Source organism: Rhodococcus sp. IEGM 1409 (assembly GCF_030056735.1).
Taxonomy (GTDB): Bacteria; Actinomycetota; Actinomycetes; order Mycobacteriales; family Mycobacteriaceae; genus Rhodococcus_F.
Map to the genome: position 1 here is coordinate 616,528 of NZ_JASHKN010000001.1, position 21,025 is coordinate 637,552.

Here is a 21,025-nt window from a genome sequence, read left to right on the forward strand (position 1 = left end):
ACGGTCTCAGAGCAGGTGGATTACCAGCAAAACAACGGCAATAGCTGGGAAAAGCATCTGCACGACGGCTGCGCGGGCCTTGTCAGGAGAAGAGAGAATCAACACCAACCCCGCGGCAACCATCGATCCTGTGCCTGCCAGTACGAGGGCGATTCCGACCGACGCGGAACCGGTCGCCGCAATCACGATGCCGATCACGGACACGATTGCCAGGAAGAGGTTGTAAAAGCCCTGGTTGAAGGCAAGCGGCTGCGTGGTGATCGCTTCCTCCTCCGACTTGACGCCGAATGTGGCGCGGGTCTTCGGGGCAGTCCAGAGAATCGATTCGAGGACAAAAATGTATACGTGCACTGCTGCGGCCAGTCCCGCGAAGATGTAGCCGGCGACGTTCATCGGTGAGCTCCTGTTGCTTCGAGTGAATTCTGTATCGTTCGGTCCAATATATACTGGAACGAACGATACAGAAAGAGCGAGGCCTTGATGGGCAGATCACAAGAATTCGACACGACAGCCGTGGTCGCTGCCGCTTTGGACGTGTTCTGGGCACATGGGTACGAAGGCGCATCGCTCGGCGACCTGGAATCCGCGACGGGACTGAGTCGGTCAAGTCTCTACAACTCGTTCACCAACAAGCGCGGATTGTTCGACGCCGCAGTGCAGATGTACCTCGAAGATCTCATCCGTCCACGTCTGCGCAACCTCACTACGGATCCGGGACCGGACGCCGTCGACGCCTACCTTTCCTCGCTGGAACAAGCGATCGGCACCATGACCGCCGACTCACCGCGGCGAGGTTGCTTACTTCTCAATACTGCTGCCGGACTCGGCGCGCACGACGCCGCGGTGGCAGCCGTGATCCGCGCTTACCGGCAAGAACTTACCGTTGCAATTCGCAGCGGGTTACAAACCGCGTTTCCGGCCGAGACAGACGCCACGCTCTCGGATCGCACTCGAATCCTTCTCTCCTGCACGGTAAGTGCACTGGTCCTCGCGCGAGTTGATACCGAAGAGGCGATCGCAACTCTGGAATCTGCGCGCCGACTGAACCTCGAATGGGTTTGACCGGAGTCGAACAGGGAAACGAAACATTCCATCACCGCGCCAGTTCGACGCAACAGGACTTGTGCACTTCCGGTCGTGGACCCGCCATATAAATGGGTCGCATTACTGCAGTATTCACGACAACGCGAAAGTCCCTTGCGATTGTTTTGCCCAAGGACGCAGGGTCTCCACACATGTCGTAATTGACATGTCGTAATTGACATGTTGAAAATGTAATCTACTCTGTGAATGTGTCACTACCTCATGCGTTACTAGGGTTGCTTGCCGTCGAACCGCGCAGCGGGTACGCGCTAACCGAAGCACTGGGCAATACGGGGATCGGTCGACACGCATGGCACGCGGGACACTCCAGCATCTATCCAGAACTCAATCGACTCCACCGATTGGGTCTGATCGAGGTCACAGACGAAGGGGCTCGAGGAAAGCGTACCTACGGAATAACCGGCGATGGCCACGATGAGCTACGTACCTGGCTGGTCGATGCGCCGGTAACACCGCCTGTCGCCCGCAACGAGATCGTGCTCCGAATGTTTCTGCTTTCGTCACTCGATCCCGACGATGCAATCAACATCCTCCAAAAAATCGTTACCCACGCGGAATCCGAGGCCGAAGAAATGCGTCTCATTCGCCACACTTACCCCGACGAGATTCCGGCGGGACCTGCCGGTTTCGGTCACATTGCAGCCGAATACGGCCTGCGCGCCGACGAAGCTGTTGTCGGATGGGCAAAGTGGGCAATCGGCCAATTCGAGCGTCGCGTATCACCCACCGATCCACTCCCCAGTCCGCCTATCTAGGAGAACGAATGAAATCCAAGTCGTTTGTACTCACCGTCCCCGAAGTCGATCGAGAGCAACACGCCTTCATCGATGTCTACCGCGATCACGGAGTTGACGACGGCCACCGCAGGCCGCTGATCATTTTTGTGCACGGCGGTCCCCTACCACCCAATATGCAACCGGCTCCGCGAGATTGGCCGGCATTCGTCGGCTATGGTTCACTTGCTGCGAATGAAGGAGCTGTCGGGGTCACCCTCGAGCATCACATGCACTCCCTCGCAGACTGTGCCGCCACCGTGGAGGAGATCTCAACGGCAATTGAACAGGCGCGCTCCCTTCCCGACGTCGATCCCGACAAGGTGGCCCTGTGGTTCTTCTCCGGCAGCGGCATACTCGTTTCGGATTGGCTTCGCGATCCTCCGTCGTGGCTCACCTGCGTTGCATTGACCTACCCCGTTCTCGATTTTCTTCCCGAGTGGGAGGTCGATTCACGGTTCCACCCGATCACTGCACTCGAGGCACATTCGGCTGGCAGCCTACCGATTCTCCTAACACGCGTCGGTATCGAAAAACCCGAATTCGCCGCCGGTGTAGAAGCATTCGCCGCCGCTGCGAACTCTAACGGCATCGGCCTCGATATCATCGACGTACCCGACGGCCGTCACGGATTCGACATGCTAGAGGCCACCGATGCTTCGCGAGCGGCTGTCACCGAGGCAATGGATTGGGTTGTCGGCAATCTAGTCTGACCATCGCGGCATCCCTCGGTATCACACCCACTTCGATTCAACTGCACGTCGGGAGCATCGAACGAGCCCGTACGCGCGAACCGAGACGACCTCGTCGCGCGCCCTTCACAGGGCAATGTTCAATCACGAAGTCTGTCGACAACCGAGCCACTGGCTAGAGTTCGCACCAAACGCGATCAAGTGCGCCGACAGATCCGTATCGGGTCGACATCGGGATCCGCGGGTTGAGCAGTACGCATGCTTCATGAGGCCAGAGCTGATTCCCGACTCGAGAACGAGTCGGGAACTTACAGCGCATCACGCCGATTGCTGCTTGCTCGCGAGAGGACTGCGAACATTCCGAGCCACACCACTGTCGGCACTATTCCGAGAAGCCTGCCGTCGTCCACGCTTCTGATCGCCGAAAGTTCCTCCAGCCCATGCGACAACGAAACGTCGGCCGTGCCCGGTAGCAACCCCGTTACCAGCGACGGACCGACCAGCAAAACCGGAACCACAAACATCGCGATCATCGGATTGCGAACTATCAATCCGACCCAGTGCCCCCACAACCCTGCGAGCGCACACGCCGCGATTGAAGTGAAGACAGCCAGAACTGGTACATCGCTTCGCGCACCGGCAAATTGTGCGGTCACGACGACCGCGATCAGGCCGAATCCGCCCAGGATCGCCGACAGGGCCGAGCTCGACGCGGCTCGACCCACCGAGGAGGGTGAGGCGAGGACTTCGTCTCTGGCGAGAGCGCCCTGTCTGTGGGCGATGGCGATACGCAGTGCGCCGAATACTGCCAGCACTGTAAATATCGTCGGCTCCAGCAAGCGCGCTATGTCCATGAATGAAAGGCGCTCCACTGGAGGACTCGGAGCCATCGAATGCCGCTGGGATCCAATCCATTTGCCGGCTCGTCAAGAACCAGCAGCTCCCGATCCCCGAGGAGCGCAGTTGCCAACCCTAACCGTTGCCGCATCCCCGTGGAGAACTTTCCCACACGCTTGTCGGCGTGTGCAGTGAGATCGACTTCTTCCAGAACGTCGTCGACACGTGTCCGCGGTACTGCGAGCGCTAGTCGACATATCTCCAGATGCCTGCGCGCAGTGATTCCCCTCTCGAAACCCAACCCTTCCATGTGAACGCCGACGCGTCGACCTGGGTTGGATTACTCCCGAAATGGTTTTCCGAAAACGTGAGCAGTTCCAGATGTCGGCCGTATGAGCCCGACAAGCCCGCGAAGAATCGTGCTTTTCCGCGCACCGTTGGGACCTAGCCGACCCACCACAGATCCCGATTCCACACTGAACGAGGCACCTTCGACAACAGTGCTCCCCCGAAACGTCTTCGTGAAGTCGACGTACTCGACGATCGATGGGTTCAGTTGATCGACAGGCAGTACACAATGCTTCACATGCCCAAGTTGACCACGCCCGCGATCGCCACCGGCTATCTCGAGGGGATGGACCAGCCCTCGATACGAGTGGGGACTTCCGCGATTCTCCGGCCGTGATGGAGGCGTTCCAGGATCCGTCGATTCAGCGTTGGCACGTCCGCCGTGCGGACTCGATCGACGAGGCGCGGGATTGGCTCACCAAGTGGCGAGACGGGTGGGCAAGCGAATCCGAATGCCATTGGGCGATTACCGCCCCCGAGACGAATGAACTCCTCGGCCGAATCGCAGCCAAGGGGGTGAATCTGTGGGACGGCACTGCTGAGCTCGCGTATTGGATGACCCCAGCGGCGCGCGGCCGTGGACTGTGCACCCAGGCTGTAACCGCACTGTCCGAGTGGGCATTCCGCGAAGCAGGGTTTCACCGACTGGAACTCGAGCACTCGATCCACAACCCACGATCGTGCCGAGTCGCCACCAAAGCAGGGTTCAGCGAAGAAGGTGTTCGACGAGGCTCCGCCAAGCACGCCGACGGCTGGCACGACATGCACGTCCACGCCCGACTACGCAGCGATCAGCCGCAGGTCACTCGACAACTACCCGCGCCGCGAGGGCAAGTGTCTGATCCACCAATTCCGCAACTCTCTGCGGCGCGACCGGTTCGAGGTCGAACAGAATTCGGTAGATGATCGGTGCCACCACATGGTCCACCACCGAATCACCATCCACGCCGGCAGCTTCCGGCCAACGCGCGAGGATCACATCGATCTGCGTCCGGCAGAAGAAGGCACACTTGAACTTCTTCGTACCGTCCGGTGCGTGCGTCTGATCGTCGCTCATCAACACATCTCGCAGCGACGCACGACCGACGGGCGCAGACATCTCCTCGAGATAGTCCTGCGCCCAGACCGTCAGATCTCCTCGGAGCGAACCCGTTTCACGCGGGTCGGCGTCCGGGCGCAATCTCTCGATCGAGACATCGGCAAAAACTTCGTTGATGTCGCCCCAACGCCGATAGATGGTCGACGGGGTCACTCCCGCATCGGTCGCGATCATCGGCACCGTGATCTCGGCTCGATCACGCTGTTCGAGCAACTTGCGCGCCGACGCGTGCACAGCCTGTTGGATACGCGCACTGCGGCCACCGGGGCGCGGACCTGCGGACGGACTCATAAATCCAATACTAACGCAAAGATATTGCATTAGGCTACGTCCAGGCGTAGCGTCCCAAACGCAAAGTATTTGCGTTTGAAGTCTTCACCACCCGCACGGGAAGCGCTACGACAATGACAACGACCATCTCACCACCGGCCGAGAGCACCTCGCGCCCACGCTTGGGGCGAGGCGCCGCTTTCACACTCATCGCCGTCATCATCGCTACGTTCCTGGGCGCCTCCGCGACCCCGACACCGTTGTACGAGCACTATCAACAGTTGTGGGGATTCTCCTCGCTCGCGTCGACGCTCGTGTTCGGTATCTACGCTCTCGCATTGCTCGCCACACTCTTGACCGCCGGATCCCTGTCCGATCACATCGGCAGGCGCCCGGTCCTGCTCGGAGCACTCGCTCTCGAGGCGATCTCACTTGCACTGTTCGCCTCGGCCGACGGTTTGACCATTCTGCTCATCGCCCGCGTCGTACAAGGTGTTGCCACCGGCGCTGCAATCAGCGCTCTAGGTTCGGCGTTGATCGACCTCGAACGCACTCCGGGCCGCGGATCGATCATCAACAGCGTCGCTCCGACAGTGGGACTTGCCGTCGGAGCCGTGGGTTCGAGTCTCATCAGCGAGCACCTCCCCCGGCCCACCAGCACTGTCTACCTGGTCCTTCTCGTACTGGTCGTTCTCGAAATCCTCGGAGTTTGGACCGCTCCCGAAACATCGGGCGGACGACCCGGAGCCTGGCAGTCGCTACGCCCCACCCTTGCCGTTCCTCGCGAAGCCCGAACGATGATTGCGCTCACCGCACCGTGCCTGATCGCGGTCTGGGCGCTGGGCGGTTTCTACCTCTCACTCGGGCCGGCCTTGGCACGCAACGCACTTGACGTTCACAGCTCACTCATCGGTGCCATCATGGTCGCAACACTGACGGGATTTGGAGCTGCAGCGGTGCTCACCTTCCGCAAACTCGGCGGCCGAACCGTGATGCTGATCGGAACCACCGCCTTGGTGCTCGGGGTGGCCATTACACTCATCGGTGCTGAAACATCCTCTGCAGTATTGATTCTGGTTGGTACGGCTGTTGCAGGTATCGGCTTCGGAGCAGGATTCCAGGGAACCATCCTCACAGTCATGCCGCTAGCCGAGAACCACGAACGCGCGGGATTGTTGTCTACCGTCTACGTCATCGCTTATCTGGCGAACAGCCTTCCGGCATTGCTGGCCGGCTACCTGGTCGGCAAGGTGGGATTGGTGGATACGACGCGTGGCTACGGAGCGCTCGTCATGGTTCTCGCGGCCGCCGCACTGATCGGACTGCTGGTCACCGGCGAGAAAAAGGTCAAAGCTGTCTCCGTCTCGGAGTAGATGTCCCCCGATCGGTGGACACACCATTCCTCCTTCGTACGGTCCGGGTAGTGGACATACGGTATCGGCCGGCTCCGACATAGTTGTCTTCGAGACAGACAACCGATCGCCCACCCGGACAAGGACATCAACGATGACGAATCCACGCTACGTAGTTGCCGCAATCACGGCCCTGGCCGCTGGTGCCCTCACTTTGGGGTTGAGCGGAATCGCCAGCGCCGGAACTCTTCCCGCAACCGGCAATACCATCACGATGACGATCAGCAACGACTCCGAACAGACAATTCATCTCGAAGGCGCCGACAACCCCTACGGACAGTGGATGCAGAGCCCACGCCAGTCGCTCGCACCCCACGAGACCGAGATCGTCACGGCATACAATCAGGACCCGCGAGGCCTGACGGTCGACGTCGTCTACTCCACTCCCGGCGGCGGACAAGCAGTCTTCGTGGCCAACGACTATCCGCAGTTCGACAGCGACGGAACTCGCACCACCGACCCTGATCACTACTTCATCTCGAGCTACATCGACGGCTATTACCCGAACCTGAGCGTCGGGTACCACCTCAGTGCGGCGTCGTCATAAGAAATCCATCTGCCTCTCAGACGCACTCGTTCTTGGACATTCGTCCGGCGCGAGGGGATTGTTGAACAGAGCCCCGCACGAGAAGGCACACGCCTCGTTGCAGGTGGTCCGAATATCAACGGGAGAGGGAAAACAACAGTGCGACTACCCAATCAGTTTCTGATCTACGTCAGCGATGCTGCCTCCGCAGCCGCGTTCTACGGCGAATTGTTCGACGCGAAGCCCGAAGTCCTCAGCCCTCGGTACATGACCTTCGACCTGGGCGGCGGTGTGGTCCTTGCACTGTGGAGCGGCAAGTCACGCGACCTCGATCCCGCGACACCGCGAAATTTCGAAGTCGGCATATTGGTCGACGGCGGGAGCAACGAAATTCGGGCGATCTACGACGAGTGGGTGGCCAAGGGCGTCGAGGTCGTAGAAGAGCCCAACGAAGATGTCTTCGGTCTGACATTCGTCATTTCAGATCTGGACGGAAACCGCCTCCGCGTAGCGCCCGCCGATCACTGAGCACTCAGCCCTTGATCTCGCCGTACCTACGGAGGGCTTCCTCACGCTCGTGCGCATGGTCGACGATCGGATCCGGATAGTCGACCGGGCGCATCGCCTTCAACGAGTGGACAGCTTTCCCGGGAACATCGCGGAGTTCGGGGACCCACCGACGGACGTATGTGCCGTCGGGATCGAACTTCTCCCCCTGAGTGATCGGGTTGAAGACCCGAAAGAACGGCGAGGCATCCGTGCCCGACCCCGCAGTCCACTGCCACCCGTGCTGGTTGGACGCCAAGTCACCGTCCACCAGTTGCGACATGAAGAATCGTGCGCCACGCCACCACGGAATGTGCAGGTCCTTCACCAGGAATGACGCGACGATCATTCGCACCCGATTGTGCATCCAGTTCTCGGCCGCGAGTTGCCGCATGCCCGCATCGACGATCGGGAAGCCGGTCTTGCCCTCACACCAGGCAGTGAAGGCAGCGTCTGCGTCGACTCCGCCGTCGTGACGTAAGCGGTCGAACTTGTTGTCGTAGTTCTTCCGTGCGCTGTCCGGGCGTTGAAACAGGATGTCTGCGTAGAAGTCTCGCCAAGCCAGCTGGCGACGGTAAGCCTGAGCGCCGTCGCCGAGCCGCTTGGCAAGATCTGCCAACATGGTTCGCGGATGGATCGTGCCGTACTTGAGCGGGATCGACATCCGGCTCGTGGTGTCGAGGTCAGGTCGATTTCGTTCGTCGTCGTACCGGTCAAGATCGTTCTCGCAGTATTCTTTCCACTGCTCGAGCGCACCGGCCTCGCCCACGAATTGGCTGACCTCGCGAGACGGCACGGGAATATTCACCCGGCGCGGGCCACCGTCCTTCTCGCTCGGATCGAACCAACTGACGGTCCGCGCATCGGTCGACGCGGGGCCTCGCCAACCGTGTTCCATCCACTGACGGAAGTACGGTGTGAACACCTTGTACGGATCACCGTCGGCCTTGGTGACGCGTCCGGGTGCGACGGCGTACGGAGAACCGGTGGCGATCAACTCCACCTTCTCCGCCACTGCAGCGTCACGCCGTCGGCCGTACGGACCGTAATCTGCACTGATGTGAACTTCTTCGGCGCCAACGGATTCCGCCACTCGGGGCACCACGTCCGCCGGATCACCTCGAACAACCATCAATTTTCCGTCGAGTTGGTGATCGAGCGCCGTCAGGTTGGCAAACAGTTGATCCTGGCGGGGCGAGCCTGCCGGTCCGAGCAGTTTCGCGTCGAGAACGAACAGCCCCAATGTCTGCCCGCCGCCATCCGACGCCGCGCTCAAGGTGGGAAGGTCACCTACCCGTAGATCGCGTCGAAACCAGACCACAGAGTTGTTCACCCCGTCGAGCCTACCGATCAGATCCCAGAACGCACCCTGTCGCACGAGCAGCAAGTTGCGCAGCTCTTTCGGGTGTCGGCTCTGGGGCCAGCCCGAGCAGTCGCCGCCGGTGTTCCTCACCGAGCAGCAATGTGTACAACTGATCCGCACTCAGCGCGGCCTTCTGGCCGTGCTGATCGAGCAAGATTTTCTCCAGGAAGGCAATCGACTTGGCCGGTCCGGATTCGTAGAACGCGGCAGCCAGCTCAGGGAACTGCAGTGCCTCGCCGATCATCATGCGGTGCAGCGCAATCGAGTTGTCGCTGTGCAAGGCGATGACGATGTCCACTGCGGCAGCCAGCAGGTCGGACTGACCCGCGCCGGCATTCTCGACATACGCGTGCTGACGCGCAACCGCAGCTGCGAAGACCGCAGATTTGTCGCCGAAGTAGCTGTACACGGTGCGCTTGGCGACGCCGGCCGCCGTGGCAATCGCGTCGATCGTCGTTCGAGCGAACCCGACTTCTCGAAACGAGTCGACCGCGACGTCGAGAATCTCGTTGCGTCGATCGGCGCGCTCGGCGTCGCTGGTTCGCCCACGCCTGCGAGGTTGCTCCATCAAGTCCCCCATTGCCGTGCCGCTCAATTAATACAGTGCCATTCAATTAATGCTACGTTGACGTTTCATTACCCCGAACACTACAGGAGCACCGCATGACCGGACAACGACTCGTCCACGTCGCCATCGCCGACGATTGGGAAGCATGCAAGCGTTTCGGTGAGTACGAGGTCTCCACGCGCGGAATCAGTTACGACGAAGCGGGATTCATCCGCGCAAGCACCCCGGACACACTCGCTTCGGTGCTCGATCTGGTGTTCGGCGACCTGACACTGCCACTGATCGTCGCCGTCATCGACGAGGACGCTTTGACCAGCGCGGGCATCGACGTCGCATGGGAGGCCGGAAAGCCCCGAATCCTCCGACCTCTACCGATGGACGAGGACACCGTGGTCGCCGAACTGGCCGTGGAACGCGTTGACGGGGCCTGGCCGATTCCCGACCTGACCCCGTACGCAACCCACACCGGCTAGACCAGCGCAGCCTCCGATTCGACCACCGGCGTCGACGCCTTCTTCCGGCCGGCAGCCACGCACAGCGCGATCCCGACGGCGATCCAGCACACCAGCACCAGAAGTGGTGTGACGGCTCCGTGGCCGTCGAAGAAAGCCATCGATCGGACGGATGCCCCAGCGGCACCAGGCGGGAGCAGTTGCCCCAATGCACCCCAACCTGCGGGCAACCACGCCGCAGTTGTTGCCATCCCCGAGAGCGGATTGCCGACGAACATCATCGTGACGGCTCCCAACGCGAATCCCTTCATCCCGAGCAGGGATTCGAGTCCCAGAATGGGAAGCGAGATGGCCGAAATGCCCATGGTGAGTGCGAGCGCGGTAAGCAGGTAGTTTCCGTCAAGGCTGTTGGTGCCGAACTGCAGAATGGCAGTCAGGGCAAAACCTGCGACAACCGCAACGCCGACGGCGCCCAGCACTCGCTTGACAATGCTGCGCGGAAACAGCTGTACAAGAACAACAGCGGGCATGATTCCACCGAACACCAGTGGCAAGGCCAGGGCTGTGAGCCCCGCACCGGTCGGGTCCTCCGCCGTCAAAGGCACCACGTCCTCGACGGGAACCTTTGTTCCCGACGCATCCGAGAGCCCACTGGCCATACCGGTCAGGGTTTGCGCGATCGGAATACCGCCCGCGGTCGCGATCAGCACGTGAGGGCCGGTCGCATCGACAACGATTCCGCCGACCACGTCTCGATTACGAATCGCGTCACGAAGCGCGTCGGCATCGGCGAAGTCCTGGGTGTCGAAGGCACCCGGCTTGCTCGCCTCGAGCGAGGCACTGATCTGTGCGGTTGCCTGAGCCGGACCGGCGATACCCAACTTCAGCTCGTGCGGGCCACCGTTCACCGACGGCAACACGAAGGCGAGCAGCATCAGCCCGATCGCAGCAGACAGGCCCAACACCACGGCCACCAGCTTCTTACGGTCCCGTGCTTCGACTTCGACGTTCATCACTACCTTCCCTAAGTGGAAGTTTTTCCTCCACTATTTATGGAAGATATTCCTCCAGTTATGATGAGCTGTCAATACCGGAGGTGAATGTGCGAGCCGATGCACGTGAACGCAGGAACGCAATAGTCGACGCCGCACGAGCGGTGTTCACCGAGCGCGGGCACGATGCGCCCCTCGACGCCGTCGCGGAACTCGCGAAAGTGGGCATAGCCACGCTGTATCGGAACTTTCCGACGCGCGAGGACCTGGTGACCGCCGTCGCCGTCGCAACGCTGACCGACGTCCGAGAGGCTGCCGACATCGCGCTTGCGGCGATGCCCACCGATCCGGCAAGCGCTTGGCACACGTTGGTGGATCGGCTCGTGGAACTGCGACTGGGTGCACTCATTCCCGCACTGGTGGAACGCAGTTTCACCGAGTTGGCCCCCGAAGTTCTGGCCGTGCGTGAGGTGACGAAAGCGAAGATGACCGCGACAATCGGCGCCGCTCAGAGCGCCGGACTGGTTCGCGCCGATCTGCAACCGCTCGAATTCGTCATGGCTCTGGCCAAACTGACGCGCCCGCAAATCGAATTATCCGACGAGGCCATGCCGAACCTGGTTCCGCGGTTGGTCGCGGTGTTCATGGCCGGTCTGCGTCCAGACGGTACCGACTTGCCGGTCTGATCGGCGAAACACGACGTACCAGGCAAGGCACAATGGGGCTGTGACCGAGATACCGAAAATCCTCGTAGTCGACGACGACGCAGACGTCCTCACCTCACTCGAACGTGGATTGCGGCTCTCGGGGTTCACCGTACTTACGGCAGTGGACGGTGCCGACGCGCTCCGAGTGATCTCCGACAAGCGACCGGACGCGGTAGTCCTCGACATCAACATGCCGGTGCTCGACGGCACGGGAGTGGTGACGGCGCTTCGTGCCGCCGGCAACGAAATCCCGATCTGTGTGCTCAGCGCACGCAACTCGGTCGACGATCGCATCGCCGGGCTCGAATCCGGTGCAGACGACTACATGGTCAAACCGTTTGTCCTCGCCGAACTGGTTGCCCGGATCCGCGCGATGCTCCGGCGCAGCAACACTCCGGCCCGCGATCACACCGAGGGAACGAACACCCTGCGCGTCGGCAACCTCGACATCGACCTCTCCGGCCGCAGGGTTCGTGTCGACGGCAAGGAAGTACCTCTCACAAAACGCGAATTCGAGCTACTCGAAGTACTCGCTCACAATTCCGGCATAGTGCTCACACGCGAACGTCTCCTCGAACTGGTGTGGGGCTACGACTTCGTCGCCGACACGAACGTCGTGGACGTGTTCATCGGCTACCTGCGTCGAAAGTTCGAATCCGGCGGCTCACCTCGCCTGCTCCATACCGTTCGCGGCGTCGGGTTCGTGCTTCGGGAGAACCCGTGAAGCGTCGCCGCTTCTCACTACGAACCCGCGTTGCCGCAGCCGCGGCACTGGGAGCGACGTTCATCGTCATCGCTCTCGGCGTAGTCGTTGCGTTGGCCATCGCACGAAACAACTTGTCCCAGCTGGACCGTCGACTCGAGACGGCATCGACAGTGATCGTGGCCAATGCAGCCACTGCCGGGCCTTTCCTGGGAGCATTCGGAGACGGCGGCGCGTTTTCCGTGACCATCCGCTCCGACACCGACGGAACCGTCAAATCCAGCACCCCGACCCGTCTGCCCGAACTCCCGGTCGGCTCGGCCACCGTCGACGTCGACGGCACCAAGTACCGGGCATACACCGCCGAGGCCGACAGCGTCAATGCCCTTGTCTCACTGGCAGTTCCCTACGCCGAAGCGCGGGACATCACCGTCGACCAACAACGCCAGGTCGCATTCTTCGGCGTCGGAGCCGTCGGGGCCGCTGCGGCTCTCGGGTGGTTGTTCGGTGGTCCGGCGGTGCGCCCACTCGTGGAACTGACCCGCCGGATCGCCCGACGCGATCCCGATCTCGCCACCGAAATTTCCGGCATCCGTGAAGCGGACGAGCTTGCCGCAGCAGCAGAATCGATGCTCAGCGATGTCGCCCGGGCACAGGCCGCGACCAACTCGGCCCTGGCCGCCGCTCGGGACTTCGCGTCCGCCTCGGCTCACGAACTCCGAACCCCGTTGACGGCGATGCGAACCGACATCGAAGTGTTGTCCATTCACGACCTCGATCACGAACAAAGACGCGAGATCCTCACAGATCTGGCCCGCGCGCAGGGCCGCGTCGAATCAACTCTGCGAGACCTCGAGCGACTGGCGAAGGGTGAACTGTCGACTGCCGAGGATTTCAAGGACACGGATCTGACCGAGGTCTGCGACATCGCTGCCGACGACGCACGCCGACATCATCGCGGCCTCGACGTCAGCGTCGTCACCGTGGATTCCCCACTCCCCTATTGTATCCGGGCCCTTCCCGGCGGAATCCGGTTGATCCTCGACAACGCGATCACCAATGCCGTCCGCCACGGCGGCGCGAGCACCGTGCGCATCACCCTCGCACGCCCGAGCGATTCACCGGACACGGTCACGATCACCATCGACGACAACGGTTGCGGAATACCGGCCGAGGAACGCTCGAGCGTCTTCGAAAGGTTCACCCGCGGGTCGACGGCAGGCAAGACGGGTTCCGGTTTGGGCCTGGCGCTGGTGGCGCAGCAGGCGGCCCTGCACGGCGGCCGCACGACGTTCCACGACAGTCCGCTCGGCGGGGCTCGCCTGCTGGTCGAACTCAGGGATCAACCCGGACCCGAATAGCCCTTTCAGGTCTCGATCAGCTCACCGATCCCGGACGCCGTCACTTCGATGACCCGAGCGGATCCGATGTCGAAGAACAGCCCGGCGATACGCAGGCGACCGTCGACGCGGGCCGAACCGACTAGAGGATGTCGTTCGAGAGTCTGCAATTGCACTGCAACGTTGACCATTCCGAGCTGATCGACCTCCGAGAAACCCGCCTCGGCGGCAGCGCGAGCAACCGGGTGGCCACTCGTGTAGGCCTGCAAACTCGTTTCGGCGTGACGCAGCCATTCCCCGATGGCTCCCGATTCCGATGAACTGTTGGTCAGGAGTGCTTGCATCGCTCCGCAGCCTGAATGTCCGCACACGATAACCGAACTGACACCCAACTCGTCGATCCCGAATGCCAATGCCGCTTCCACCGACGTATCGCGGCCACCGGCAGGAACCAGGTTTCCGACGTTGCGCACAGTGAACAGGTCACCTGGGCCACTGCTCGTGATGATGTTCGGCACCACTCGCGAGTCTGCGCAGGTGAGGAAAAGGGAGTCCGGATTCTGCCCGTCTCGCAGCTGATCCATGTGTGGCCGTATCGCTTCGGCGCGATGGCGATGGTAGTTGGACACCCCGTCGAGAATGGGCCGCAGGGCAGGCGGGCTACTCAGATTCCTTCCCGAAGCCTGTGGTTGCCAACTCCCCCACGGAGCGAGCAGGCCTCTCAGGTCGGTGACTGCTGCGCCGCGCTTGGGCGGTCCGGTAGTCGCGCTCTCCATGCTCACCGATCCGACTTCGTCGATGATCACCGAACCACCTGCCAACTCGTACTGCCTCGCCCACTCCTCGATGACGTCGAAGACGGCGTGGTCGAGAAAGTCGACGGACAGTTCGACCGTGACGTCCGACCGCGGCGGGATGCCGGCGAGTACCGACGTGAGCTTGGGCAGCACGAGGAAGGTGCACGACCCCTCGACGAGCACCCGCCACTTCCCGGATTCCTTGTCACCCAGCTCTTCTGCCGTGACCGACGCGCGGATGACACGCCAGACCAGGAGGGCGATCGCCAGCGCCAGTCCGATGAGCACGCCCTCGAGCAGGTTCAGGAACACGACGCCGACCACCGTGATGCCGTACACCCACAGGTCACCGGTCCGCCGGGCCAACCGAATGTGCGCCAGCTTGACCAGTTGAATACCGATGACGATCAACAGACCGGCAAGTGCAGACTTCGGAATCTGCTGTACCAACCCGGCCAACGCGGCCGAGAACAGCAGGATCCACAGGCCGTGCATGATCGACGACGCACGGGACTTCGCACCGGCTTCGACGTTGGTGGCGCTGCGCACGATCACTCCCGTGACGGGCAGCCCGCCGATCGCCCCTGACACCATGTTCGCAGTTCCTTGACCGAGCATCTCGCGGTCGAAGTTCGAACGCGGGCCCGAGTGCATCTTGTCCACGGCCACAGCCGAGAGCAGACTCTCGACGCTGGCAATCAGGGCGATGGTCAGGATGCCGGTTGCGACTCCGAGCCACTGGCCGTCCGGCAGGGCGGGAAGTCCGATCGAGTCCAGCAGGGACCCGTCGAGAGCAATTCGCTCGACGTCGATCGGCAGCACGAGTGAAGCGAGAGTTGCCAATACGATGCCGACCAATGCCGCCGGCACCTTTCGGACGGCTGCGGGGAGGTATCGCCAGCCGAGAAGGGTGGCGACGACGACGAGTCCGATCATCAAGTCCTCGACGTGCAAGGCACCGATCTGCGCAGGCAACTGCCGTAGATTGTCCAGCGCGGAACTGGCAGAGCTTCCGCCCAACAACACGTGAACCTGTTGTAGCGCAATGGTGATGCCGATACCGGCAAGCATCGCGTGCACCACCACCGGTGCAATAGCCAGTGCCGCCCGGGCAATTCGGCTGAGCCCGAACACGATCTGCAGAAGACCGGCGCCGACGGTGATCAAGCAGGTGACTTTCCACCCGAACTTGCCGATCAGTTCGGCGACCACCACGGTCAGGCCTGCCGCGGGACCACTTACTTGCAGCGGTGAACCTCCCACCGCTCCGGCCACCACTCCGCCGACGATGGCGGCGATCAGACCTGCCATGATCGGCGCCCCGGACGCGATCGCAATTCCCAGGGACAGGGGAAGCGCCACCAGGAAGACGACCAGCGACGCCGGCACGTCGTATCTGATCAGTTGCTCGAGATAACGCCGGCTTCCACCACCCGGCGGAGACGGATCCCCGACGACGCTCTCGTCTGCGGGTGATTGTGCGTGCACTACGGACTGCGTCGACATAGATCTCCTCGCCGGACCCCGGATCCGGCTGCTGGGCAACATGTTCGAAGCGAATCGGCGACCGGTATCGCCGATCGACTGTGACCATGGTAACCGCGATTCCTTACCGTTCCCTTAGATGCGAACTCAGACGTGGTCGACGTCACCGGCGCCTGACACTGTGACTCGAACCTGAACGTCAGTCCAGAAGAAGAATCGAATTGCTCTAAACCGCAAGCATTTTGACTGAGATACCTCCCAGCGACCAGCACACCTGAGCGCCATCGGCGATAATGGTCGGGAATGAACGCTCAACCGCAAACACAACGATGTGAAGGCAGGCACCATGTCCGATCAGTACGTCGCCGCGCAGGACCGCTACGAAGCCATGCCCTACCGCCGGACCGGTCGGAGCGGTCTCAAACTCCCGGCGATCTCGCTCGGCCTCTGGCACAACTTCGGCGACGACGTACCGATCGACAACCAGCGCGCAGTTCTGCGACGGGCGTTCGATCTCGGAATCACCCACTTCGATCTTGCCAACAACTACGGACCTCCGTACGGAAGCGCCGAGACGAACTTCGGCAGGATCCTGCGTGAGGATTTCTCCTCGTACCGCGAGGAATTGGTCATCTCGTCCAAGGCGGGCTGGGACATGTGGCCCGGCCCCTACGGATTCGGCGGTTCCCGCAAGTACTTGCTCTCGTCTCTCGATCAGTCGCTCGGCCGACTCGGAGTCGACTTTGTCGACATCTTCTACAGCCATCGCCCCGACGCCGAGACTCCGATCGACGAGACCGCAGGCGCCTTGATCAGTGCCGTCCAGCAGGGCAAGGCCCTGTACGCGGGTATCAGCTCGTATTCACCGGAGCGCACCCGTGAAATCGCCGCACTGCTCGCCGATGCTGGGGTTCCCTTGTTGATCCACCAGCCGAGCTATTCGATGCTGAATCGGTGGATCGAGCAGGAACTGCTTTCGGCTGTCGACGATCTGGGAGTGGGCGTCATCGCGTTCTCACCGCTCGCGCAAGGCATGCTCACCGACCGCTACCTGAACGGTGTTCCCGAGAATTCTCGTGCCGCCCAAGGCAAGTCACTCGACCCGTCGTGGCTGACCGACGACGCTCTCACCCACATTCGCGCACTCAACGACATCGCCGCAGCCCGCGGCCAGTCGCTGGCCCAGCTTGCACTGAGCTGGGCACTTCGCGATTCGCGGGTCACCTCGGTACTGATCGGTGCGTCCAGCGTCGCGCAGCTCGAAGCCAACGTCGGCGCGCTCGACAATCTCGAATTCAGTGCAGCGGAGCTGGCCTCCATCGATCAGCACGCCAAGGACAGCGGCATCAATCTGTGGGCAGAGGCCAGCTCGATCTGAGTGAGAACTTCAGCTAGAGCGCAGGCAACTCCACGTTCACGTGCTCGCCCTCTTCGAATACGGCCGAGGCCTGCCCGACGATCAAGGGATCCGGAGTACCGACTGCCCGGTGATCCTTGTTGGGATAGTCGAAGCTGGCGAGCACGTGACGCATCGCTTCGAGGCGGGCGCGCTTCTTGTCGTTGCTCTTGATCACCGTCCAGGGCGCATCCCCGGTGTCGGTGTAGAAGAACATCGCTTCCTTGGCCTGCGTGTAGTCGTCCCACTTGTCGAGCGAAGCCAGGTCAGTCGGTGAGAGCTTCCACTGACGCACCGGGTCGGTTCGACGGGCCGCGAACCGCGCCAACTGCTCTTCGCGGCTGACCGAGAACCACAGCTTGTGCAGATGAATCCCGGAGTTGACGAGCATCCGCTCGAAGTCCGGGGTCTCTCTCATGAACTCGAGATACTGCGTCGGCGTGCAGTAACCCATCACTCGTTCGACGCCGGCGCGGTTGTACCAGGACCGGTCCATCATCACAATCTCGCCGCCGCTGGGCAGGTGTGCGACATAGCGTTGGAAATACCACTGGGTTCGCTCGATGTCTGTGGGCTTCTCGAGCGCGACGACGCGGGCACCACGGGGATTGAGATGCTCGGTGAACCTCTTGATCGAGCCGCCCTTACCGGCAGCATCACGACCTTCGAAGATGATGAGCACCTTCTGACCGGTTTCCTTGACCCACAGCTGCAGCTTGAGCAGCTCGATCTGCAGGCGCCGCTTCTTCCGCTCGTACTCGCGGCGCGACATCTTCTTCTCGTAGGGGTAACCCTGCTTCCAGGCATCCGCGAACTCCGAAGGCTCCAGCTCGCCGAGCTTGTGCTTGAGACTCGAGAGTTCATCGATCTCGGCCGCGTAGTCCTCGGTGACGGAAATTCTGGTCGACGGGGTCGGCAGGTCAGGAACCCGACCGTCCACACCGCTGGCGTCGGGACTCATGAATACGCACTCCCTGTCGTAGAAATGAACGAGCGTCCGGAAAGTGAATTTTACGCGCCGAAGCCCACCACCGCGGGGCCGAAGCGAATGTTGCTTGGCATCGAGGAGGTAACGACAGGTCCGGCTTCCCAGTCGCCGAACCCCCACGCGGTACCTTGATCGAGGTAACTGAGACGGTCGGTAACCCCGAGAGAAGCGAGTTCTGGCGAGATGCGAGTAGACGGACGGGAGATCCCGGTAACGGGAAGTCTCCTGCCACCACTGCACCGCCGTACGAGCGACATCATGCGGGTCGCTATCGCTGCCGTGCTGCTCGGCGGCGTCATCGCGGGATCTCTGATTACTCGAAGTCAATGGGACGCCCTCGAAACGTCGGTGTCCAACATCGTCGGCGTTCTGTCGCCGAGCCTGTCCGACACTGTGTACCTGCTCTACGGCATCGCAATTCTGGCGCTACCGTTCGCCATTCTGATCGGACTGATCGTCGGTCGCCGATGGAAGTTGCTGGCCGGATACGCCGCCGCCGGCCTGTGCGCCGGTGTCGCGCTCTCTTTCACCGGAACGGGCCTCGCCGCGCCCAAGTGGCACCTCGACGTCCCGGACAGACTCGACGCCACGTTCCTGTCTCAATTCCTCGACGATCCACGATGGATCGCGATGCTCGCGGCGGTGCTCACCGTCTCCGGCCCGTGGCTTCCGAAAAAGTGGCGACGAGCCTGGTGGACGCTGCTTCTGCTCTTCGCTCCCATTCACCTGATCGTCAGCTCGATCGTTCCTGCCCGCTCGATGCTGGGTCTGGCGGTCGGCTATCTGATCGGCGCTGTGATCGTTCTGGTCGTCGGCACACCAGCCCTCGAAGTGCCGCTGGACTCGGCAGTGCGCGTACTCGCGCGGCGTGGTTACCGGGTCACCACTTTCCGCGTCGTGAGCCCTTCCGGAATCGGGCCTCTCGTCATGTCCGCCGCCATCGACAAGGCACCGGACGACGACCCCTTCGACGACTTGATCGTCGAGTTGTACGGGCAGAACCAGCGAAGCAGCGGAGCAATTCGACAGACGTTTCGCTGGATCTCGTTCCGGAACCGGGAAACTCCTCCGCCCTACGGATCGCTTCGGCGTGCCGTCGAACACCGAGCGCTCATGGGTATCGCGTTCGCCGACATCGGTCTGGCCAGCTCCAAAGCCGTCGCCATCTCGGTCCTCGATCGCGGATGGGAAATGTACGCGCGTCCGAGCCCTCGCGGTATCCCCCTGACCGTCGCCGTCGAGAACCAGGCGGGCGAGGAAGAATCCACCAAACTGATCGACGCGCTGTGGCAAACACTGCATACCGCTCATGTGCACCAGATGGCGCACGGTGACCTGCGCGCTTCCGAGATTCGTGTCGAAGGCGGAACCATCCTTTTCGGCGGATACGCGTACTCCGAATTCGGCGCCACCGAAGTTCAGATGCAGTCCGACAACGCCCAGCTTCTCTTCGCCACCGCATCACTGTTCGGCGTCGACGCCGCGGTGGACGCCGCGATTCGCGCGCAAGGCGCAGACACGATTCTCGCGGCGTCGGGCCGATTGACCACTGCGGCGTTGCCTAACCGCATTCGGCGGACCGTCGCGGATTCCGCGAAACTGATGACCGAGATCCGAGACGAGGTCGGTGCGAAGAACGGGATCGAGAAGGTCGCTCCCGCACAGGTCACCCGGTTCAGTCGCAATCAACTCATCCAGCTCGTTCTGCTCATCGGTCTGGTCTACGTCGCCTATCCCTTCATCAGCCAGGTACCGGCATTCATCACCGAACTGAAGACAGCCAACTGGTGGTGGGCGCTGCTCGGCCTCGGCGTCTCCGCACTGACGTACGTCGGCGCAGCAGCGGCCCTGTGGGCGTGCGCGTCGTCGATGGTCAGTTACCGCAACCTCCTGATCATGCAGGTGGCCAACACCTTTGCGGCGACGACAACTCCCGCCGGAGTCGGCGGGCTCGCACTGAGTGTGCGGTTCCTGCAGAAGGGCGGGCTCGGTACCGTCCGCGCAACGGCCGCTGTCGCGCTTCAACAGACGGTTCAGGTGGTCACCCACGTCGGCTTGCTGATCTTCTTCTCGGTCGTCGCCGGACGCGATACGAATCTCTCGCACTTCATCCCGGGATCCACTGTTCTGTATCTGGCGGGCGGAGTCGCGCTCGGAGTTCTCGGCGCATTCATGTTCATCCCGAAGCTCCGTGGGTGGCTGCGTGACGATCTGCGTCCTCAGATCACCGAAGTGTTGGGTGAACTGAGCCAGCTCGCGCGAAACCCCACGCGTTTCCTCATCATCGTGGGCGGCAGCGCCGCAACAACTCTGGGTGCCGCTCTGGCGCTGTGGGCGAGCGTCGAAGCATTCGGCGGCGGAACGACGTTCATCACCGTCACCATCGTGACGATGATCGGCGGCACGCTCGCCTCGGCAGCTCCGACACCGGGTGGCGTCGGAGCCGTCGAGGCCGCCCTCATCGGCGGTCTGTCCGCATTCGGACTGCCGGCAAGCATCGCGGTCCCGTCGGTCCTGCTCTACCGAGTACTGACCTGCTGGCTCCCGGTGTTCTGCGGTTGGCCGACGCTGCGATGGCTGCAGAAGAACGACATGGTCTGAGCCGTTCCCTTTTACTGCCGGCGAAC

General features: G+C 62.0%; 21 protein-coding genes and 1 pseudogene. 13 read left to right on the plus strand and 9 right to left on the minus strand.

Going from position 1 to position 21,025, the window contains the following annotated elements:
* Nucleotides 1-6 precede the first annotated feature (6 nt).
* Nucleotides 7-393, minus strand: a complete 387-nt coding sequence (locus tag QM716_RS03040; protein ID WP_200316373.1) for a DUF1304 domain-containing protein — start codon at nt 391-393, stop codon at nt 7-9.
* Nucleotides 394-480: 87 nt separating this feature from the next.
* Here QM716_RS03040 and QM716_RS03045 point away from each other — a divergent pair, with 87 nt between their 5' ends.
* The 3 genes from QM716_RS03045 (at nt 481) to QM716_RS03055 (ending at nt 2,590) form a co-directional block, all read left to right on the plus strand.
* Nucleotides 481-1,062: a TetR/AcrR family transcriptional regulator gene (locus QM716_RS03045; protein WP_283302297.1), complete on the plus strand. Its 582-nt coding sequence runs from the start codon at nt 481-483 to the stop codon at nt 1,060-1,062.
* Nucleotides 1,063-1,292: 230 nt separating this feature from the next.
* Complete coding sequence (locus tag QM716_RS03050; protein ID WP_283302298.1) at nt 1,293-1,859, plus strand: PadR family transcriptional regulator; 567 nt, start codon at nt 1,293-1,295, stop codon at nt 1,857-1,859.
* A gap of 8 nt (nt 1,860-1,867) precedes the next feature.
* The gene (locus QM716_RS03055; RefSeq protein WP_283302299.1) at nt 1,868-2,590 is read left to right on the plus strand and encodes an alpha/beta hydrolase family protein; all 723 of its coding nucleotides are present in this window, start codon (nt 1,868-1,870) and stop codon (nt 2,588-2,590) included.
* Between the two features lie 287 nt (nt 2,591-2,877).
* Here QM716_RS03055 and QM716_RS03060 read toward each other — a convergent pair whose 3' ends face one another.
* Together QM716_RS03060 and QM716_RS03065 are read right to left on the minus strand one after the other, a co-directional pair.
* Nucleotides 2,878-3,384 carry a hypothetical protein gene (locus tag QM716_RS03060; RefSeq protein ID WP_283302301.1) on the minus strand — a complete coding sequence of 169 codons (507 nt, stop codon included), beginning with the start codon at nt 3,382-3,384 and terminating at the stop codon, nt 2,878-2,880.
* 29 nt (nt 3,385-3,413) lie between these two features.
* A pseudogene (locus QM716_RS03065) lies at nt 3,414-3,992 on the minus strand (ATP-binding cassette domain-containing protein).
* 98 nt (nt 3,993-4,090) lie between these two features.
* On the opposite strand from QM716_RS03065, the gene QM716_RS03070 reads away from it, so the two are divergent.
* Entirely contained in the window at nt 4,091-4,660 is a 570-nt protein-coding gene (locus QM716_RS03070; RefSeq protein WP_283303035.1) for a GNAT family N-acetyltransferase, read from the plus strand.
* Here the strand turns inward: QM716_RS03070 and QM716_RS03075 are convergent.
* Nucleotides 4,557-5,144, minus strand: a complete 588-nt coding sequence (locus tag QM716_RS03075; protein ID WP_283302302.1) for a TetR/AcrR family transcriptional regulator — start codon at nt 5,142-5,144, stop codon at nt 4,557-4,559. The two genes, QM716_RS03070 and QM716_RS03075, sit on opposite strands and share 104 nt — an antisense overlap.
* 113 nt (nt 5,145-5,257) lie before the next feature.
* Here QM716_RS03075 and QM716_RS03080 point away from each other — a divergent pair, with 113 nt between their 5' ends.
* The 3 genes from QM716_RS03080 (at nt 5,258) to QM716_RS03090 (ending at nt 7,589) form a co-directional block, all read left to right on the plus strand.
* Nucleotides 5,258-6,496, plus strand: coding sequence for an MFS transporter (locus QM716_RS03080; RefSeq protein WP_283302303.1), 1,239 nt, complete (start codon nt 5,258-5,260; stop codon nt 6,494-6,496).
* Nucleotides 6,497-6,629: 133 nt separating this feature from the next.
* Complete coding sequence (locus QM716_RS03085; protein WP_283302305.1) at nt 6,630-7,082, plus strand: hypothetical protein; 453 nt, start codon at nt 6,630-6,632, stop codon at nt 7,080-7,082.
* 138 nt (nt 7,083-7,220) lie between these two features.
* Entirely contained in the window at nt 7,221-7,589 is a 369-nt protein-coding gene (locus QM716_RS03090; RefSeq protein ID WP_020970460.1) for a VOC family protein, read from the plus strand.
* A 4-nt stretch (nt 7,590-7,593) separates the two neighbouring features.
* Here QM716_RS03090 and QM716_RS03095 read toward each other — a convergent pair whose 3' ends face one another.
* Both QM716_RS03095 and QM716_RS03100 read right to left on the minus strand, forming a co-directional pair.
* Nucleotides 7,594-8,940: a cryptochrome/photolyase family protein gene (locus QM716_RS03095; RefSeq protein WP_283302306.1), complete on the minus strand. Its 1,347-nt coding sequence runs from the start codon at nt 8,938-8,940 to the stop codon at nt 7,594-7,596.
* A 10-nt stretch (nt 8,941-8,950) separates the two neighbouring features.
* On the minus strand, nt 8,951-9,538 hold the full coding sequence (locus tag QM716_RS03100) for a TetR/AcrR family transcriptional regulator (RefSeq protein WP_283302307.1): 588 nt from the start codon (nt 9,536-9,538) through the stop codon (nt 8,951-8,953).
* 95 nt (nt 9,539-9,633) lie between these two features.
* Between QM716_RS03100 and QM716_RS03105 the strand changes: the two genes are divergently transcribed.
* Nucleotides 9,634-10,011: a DUF952 domain-containing protein gene (locus tag QM716_RS03105; RefSeq protein ID WP_283302308.1), complete on the plus strand. Its 378-nt coding sequence runs from the start codon at nt 9,634-9,636 to the stop codon at nt 10,009-10,011.
* Here QM716_RS03105 and QM716_RS03110 read toward each other — a convergent pair.
* Nucleotides 10,008-11,003 carry an ABC transporter permease gene (locus tag QM716_RS03110; RefSeq protein ID WP_283302309.1) on the minus strand — a complete coding sequence of 332 codons (996 nt, stop codon included), beginning with the start codon at nt 11,001-11,003 and terminating at the stop codon, nt 10,008-10,010. The genes QM716_RS03105 and QM716_RS03110 overlap by 4 nt on opposite strands.
* A gap of 89 nt (nt 11,004-11,092) precedes the next feature.
* On the opposite strand from QM716_RS03110, the gene QM716_RS03115 reads away from it, so the two are divergent.
* From QM716_RS03115 to QM716_RS03125, 3 genes are read left to right on the plus strand one after another with little or no spacing between them, the layout of a single operon-like run.
* On the plus strand, nt 11,093-11,668 hold the full coding sequence (locus QM716_RS03115; RefSeq protein WP_283302310.1) for a TetR/AcrR family transcriptional regulator: 576 nt from the start codon (nt 11,093-11,095) through the stop codon (nt 11,666-11,668).
* Between the two features lie 40 nt (nt 11,669-11,708).
* Nucleotides 11,709-12,413 (plus strand): response regulator transcription factor, encoded by a 705-nt coding sequence (locus QM716_RS03120; protein WP_283302311.1) that lies wholly within the window; start codon nt 11,709-11,711, stop codon nt 12,411-12,413.
* The gene (locus tag QM716_RS03125) at nt 12,410-13,753 is read left to right on the plus strand and encodes a sensor histidine kinase (RefSeq protein WP_283302312.1); all 1,344 of its coding nucleotides are present in this window, start codon (nt 12,410-12,412) and stop codon (nt 13,751-13,753) included. The genes QM716_RS03120 and QM716_RS03125 overlap by 4 nt, the downstream gene beginning before the upstream one ends.
* 5 nt (nt 13,754-13,758) lie before the next feature.
* On the opposite strand, the gene QM716_RS03130 is transcribed toward QM716_RS03125, so the two are convergent.
* Nucleotides 13,759-16,035, minus strand: a complete 2,277-nt coding sequence (locus QM716_RS03130) for a SulP family inorganic anion transporter (protein WP_283302313.1) — start codon at nt 16,033-16,035, stop codon at nt 13,759-13,761.
* Nucleotides 16,036-16,360: 325 nt separating this feature from the next.
* On the opposite strand from QM716_RS03130, the gene mgrA reads away from it, so the two are divergent.
* Nucleotides 16,361-17,392 (plus strand): L-glyceraldehyde 3-phosphate reductase, encoded by a 1,032-nt coding sequence (gene mgrA, locus QM716_RS03135; RefSeq protein ID WP_283302314.1) that lies wholly within the window; start codon nt 16,361-16,363, stop codon nt 17,390-17,392.
* A gap of 13 nt (nt 17,393-17,405) precedes the next feature.
* On the opposite strand, the gene ppk2 is transcribed toward mgrA, so the two are convergent.
* Nucleotides 17,406-18,371 (minus strand): polyphosphate kinase 2, encoded by a 966-nt coding sequence (gene ppk2, locus QM716_RS03140; RefSeq protein WP_283302316.1) that lies wholly within the window; start codon nt 18,369-18,371, stop codon nt 17,406-17,408.
* A 210-nt stretch (nt 18,372-18,581) separates the two neighbouring features.
* Here ppk2 and QM716_RS03145 point away from each other — a divergent pair, with 210 nt between their 5' ends.
* Entirely contained in the window at nt 18,582-20,999 is a 2,418-nt protein-coding gene (locus tag QM716_RS03145) for a lysylphosphatidylglycerol synthase transmembrane domain-containing protein (RefSeq protein WP_283302317.1), read from the plus strand.
* The last annotated feature ends 26 nt before the right edge of the window (nt 21,000-21,025 follow it).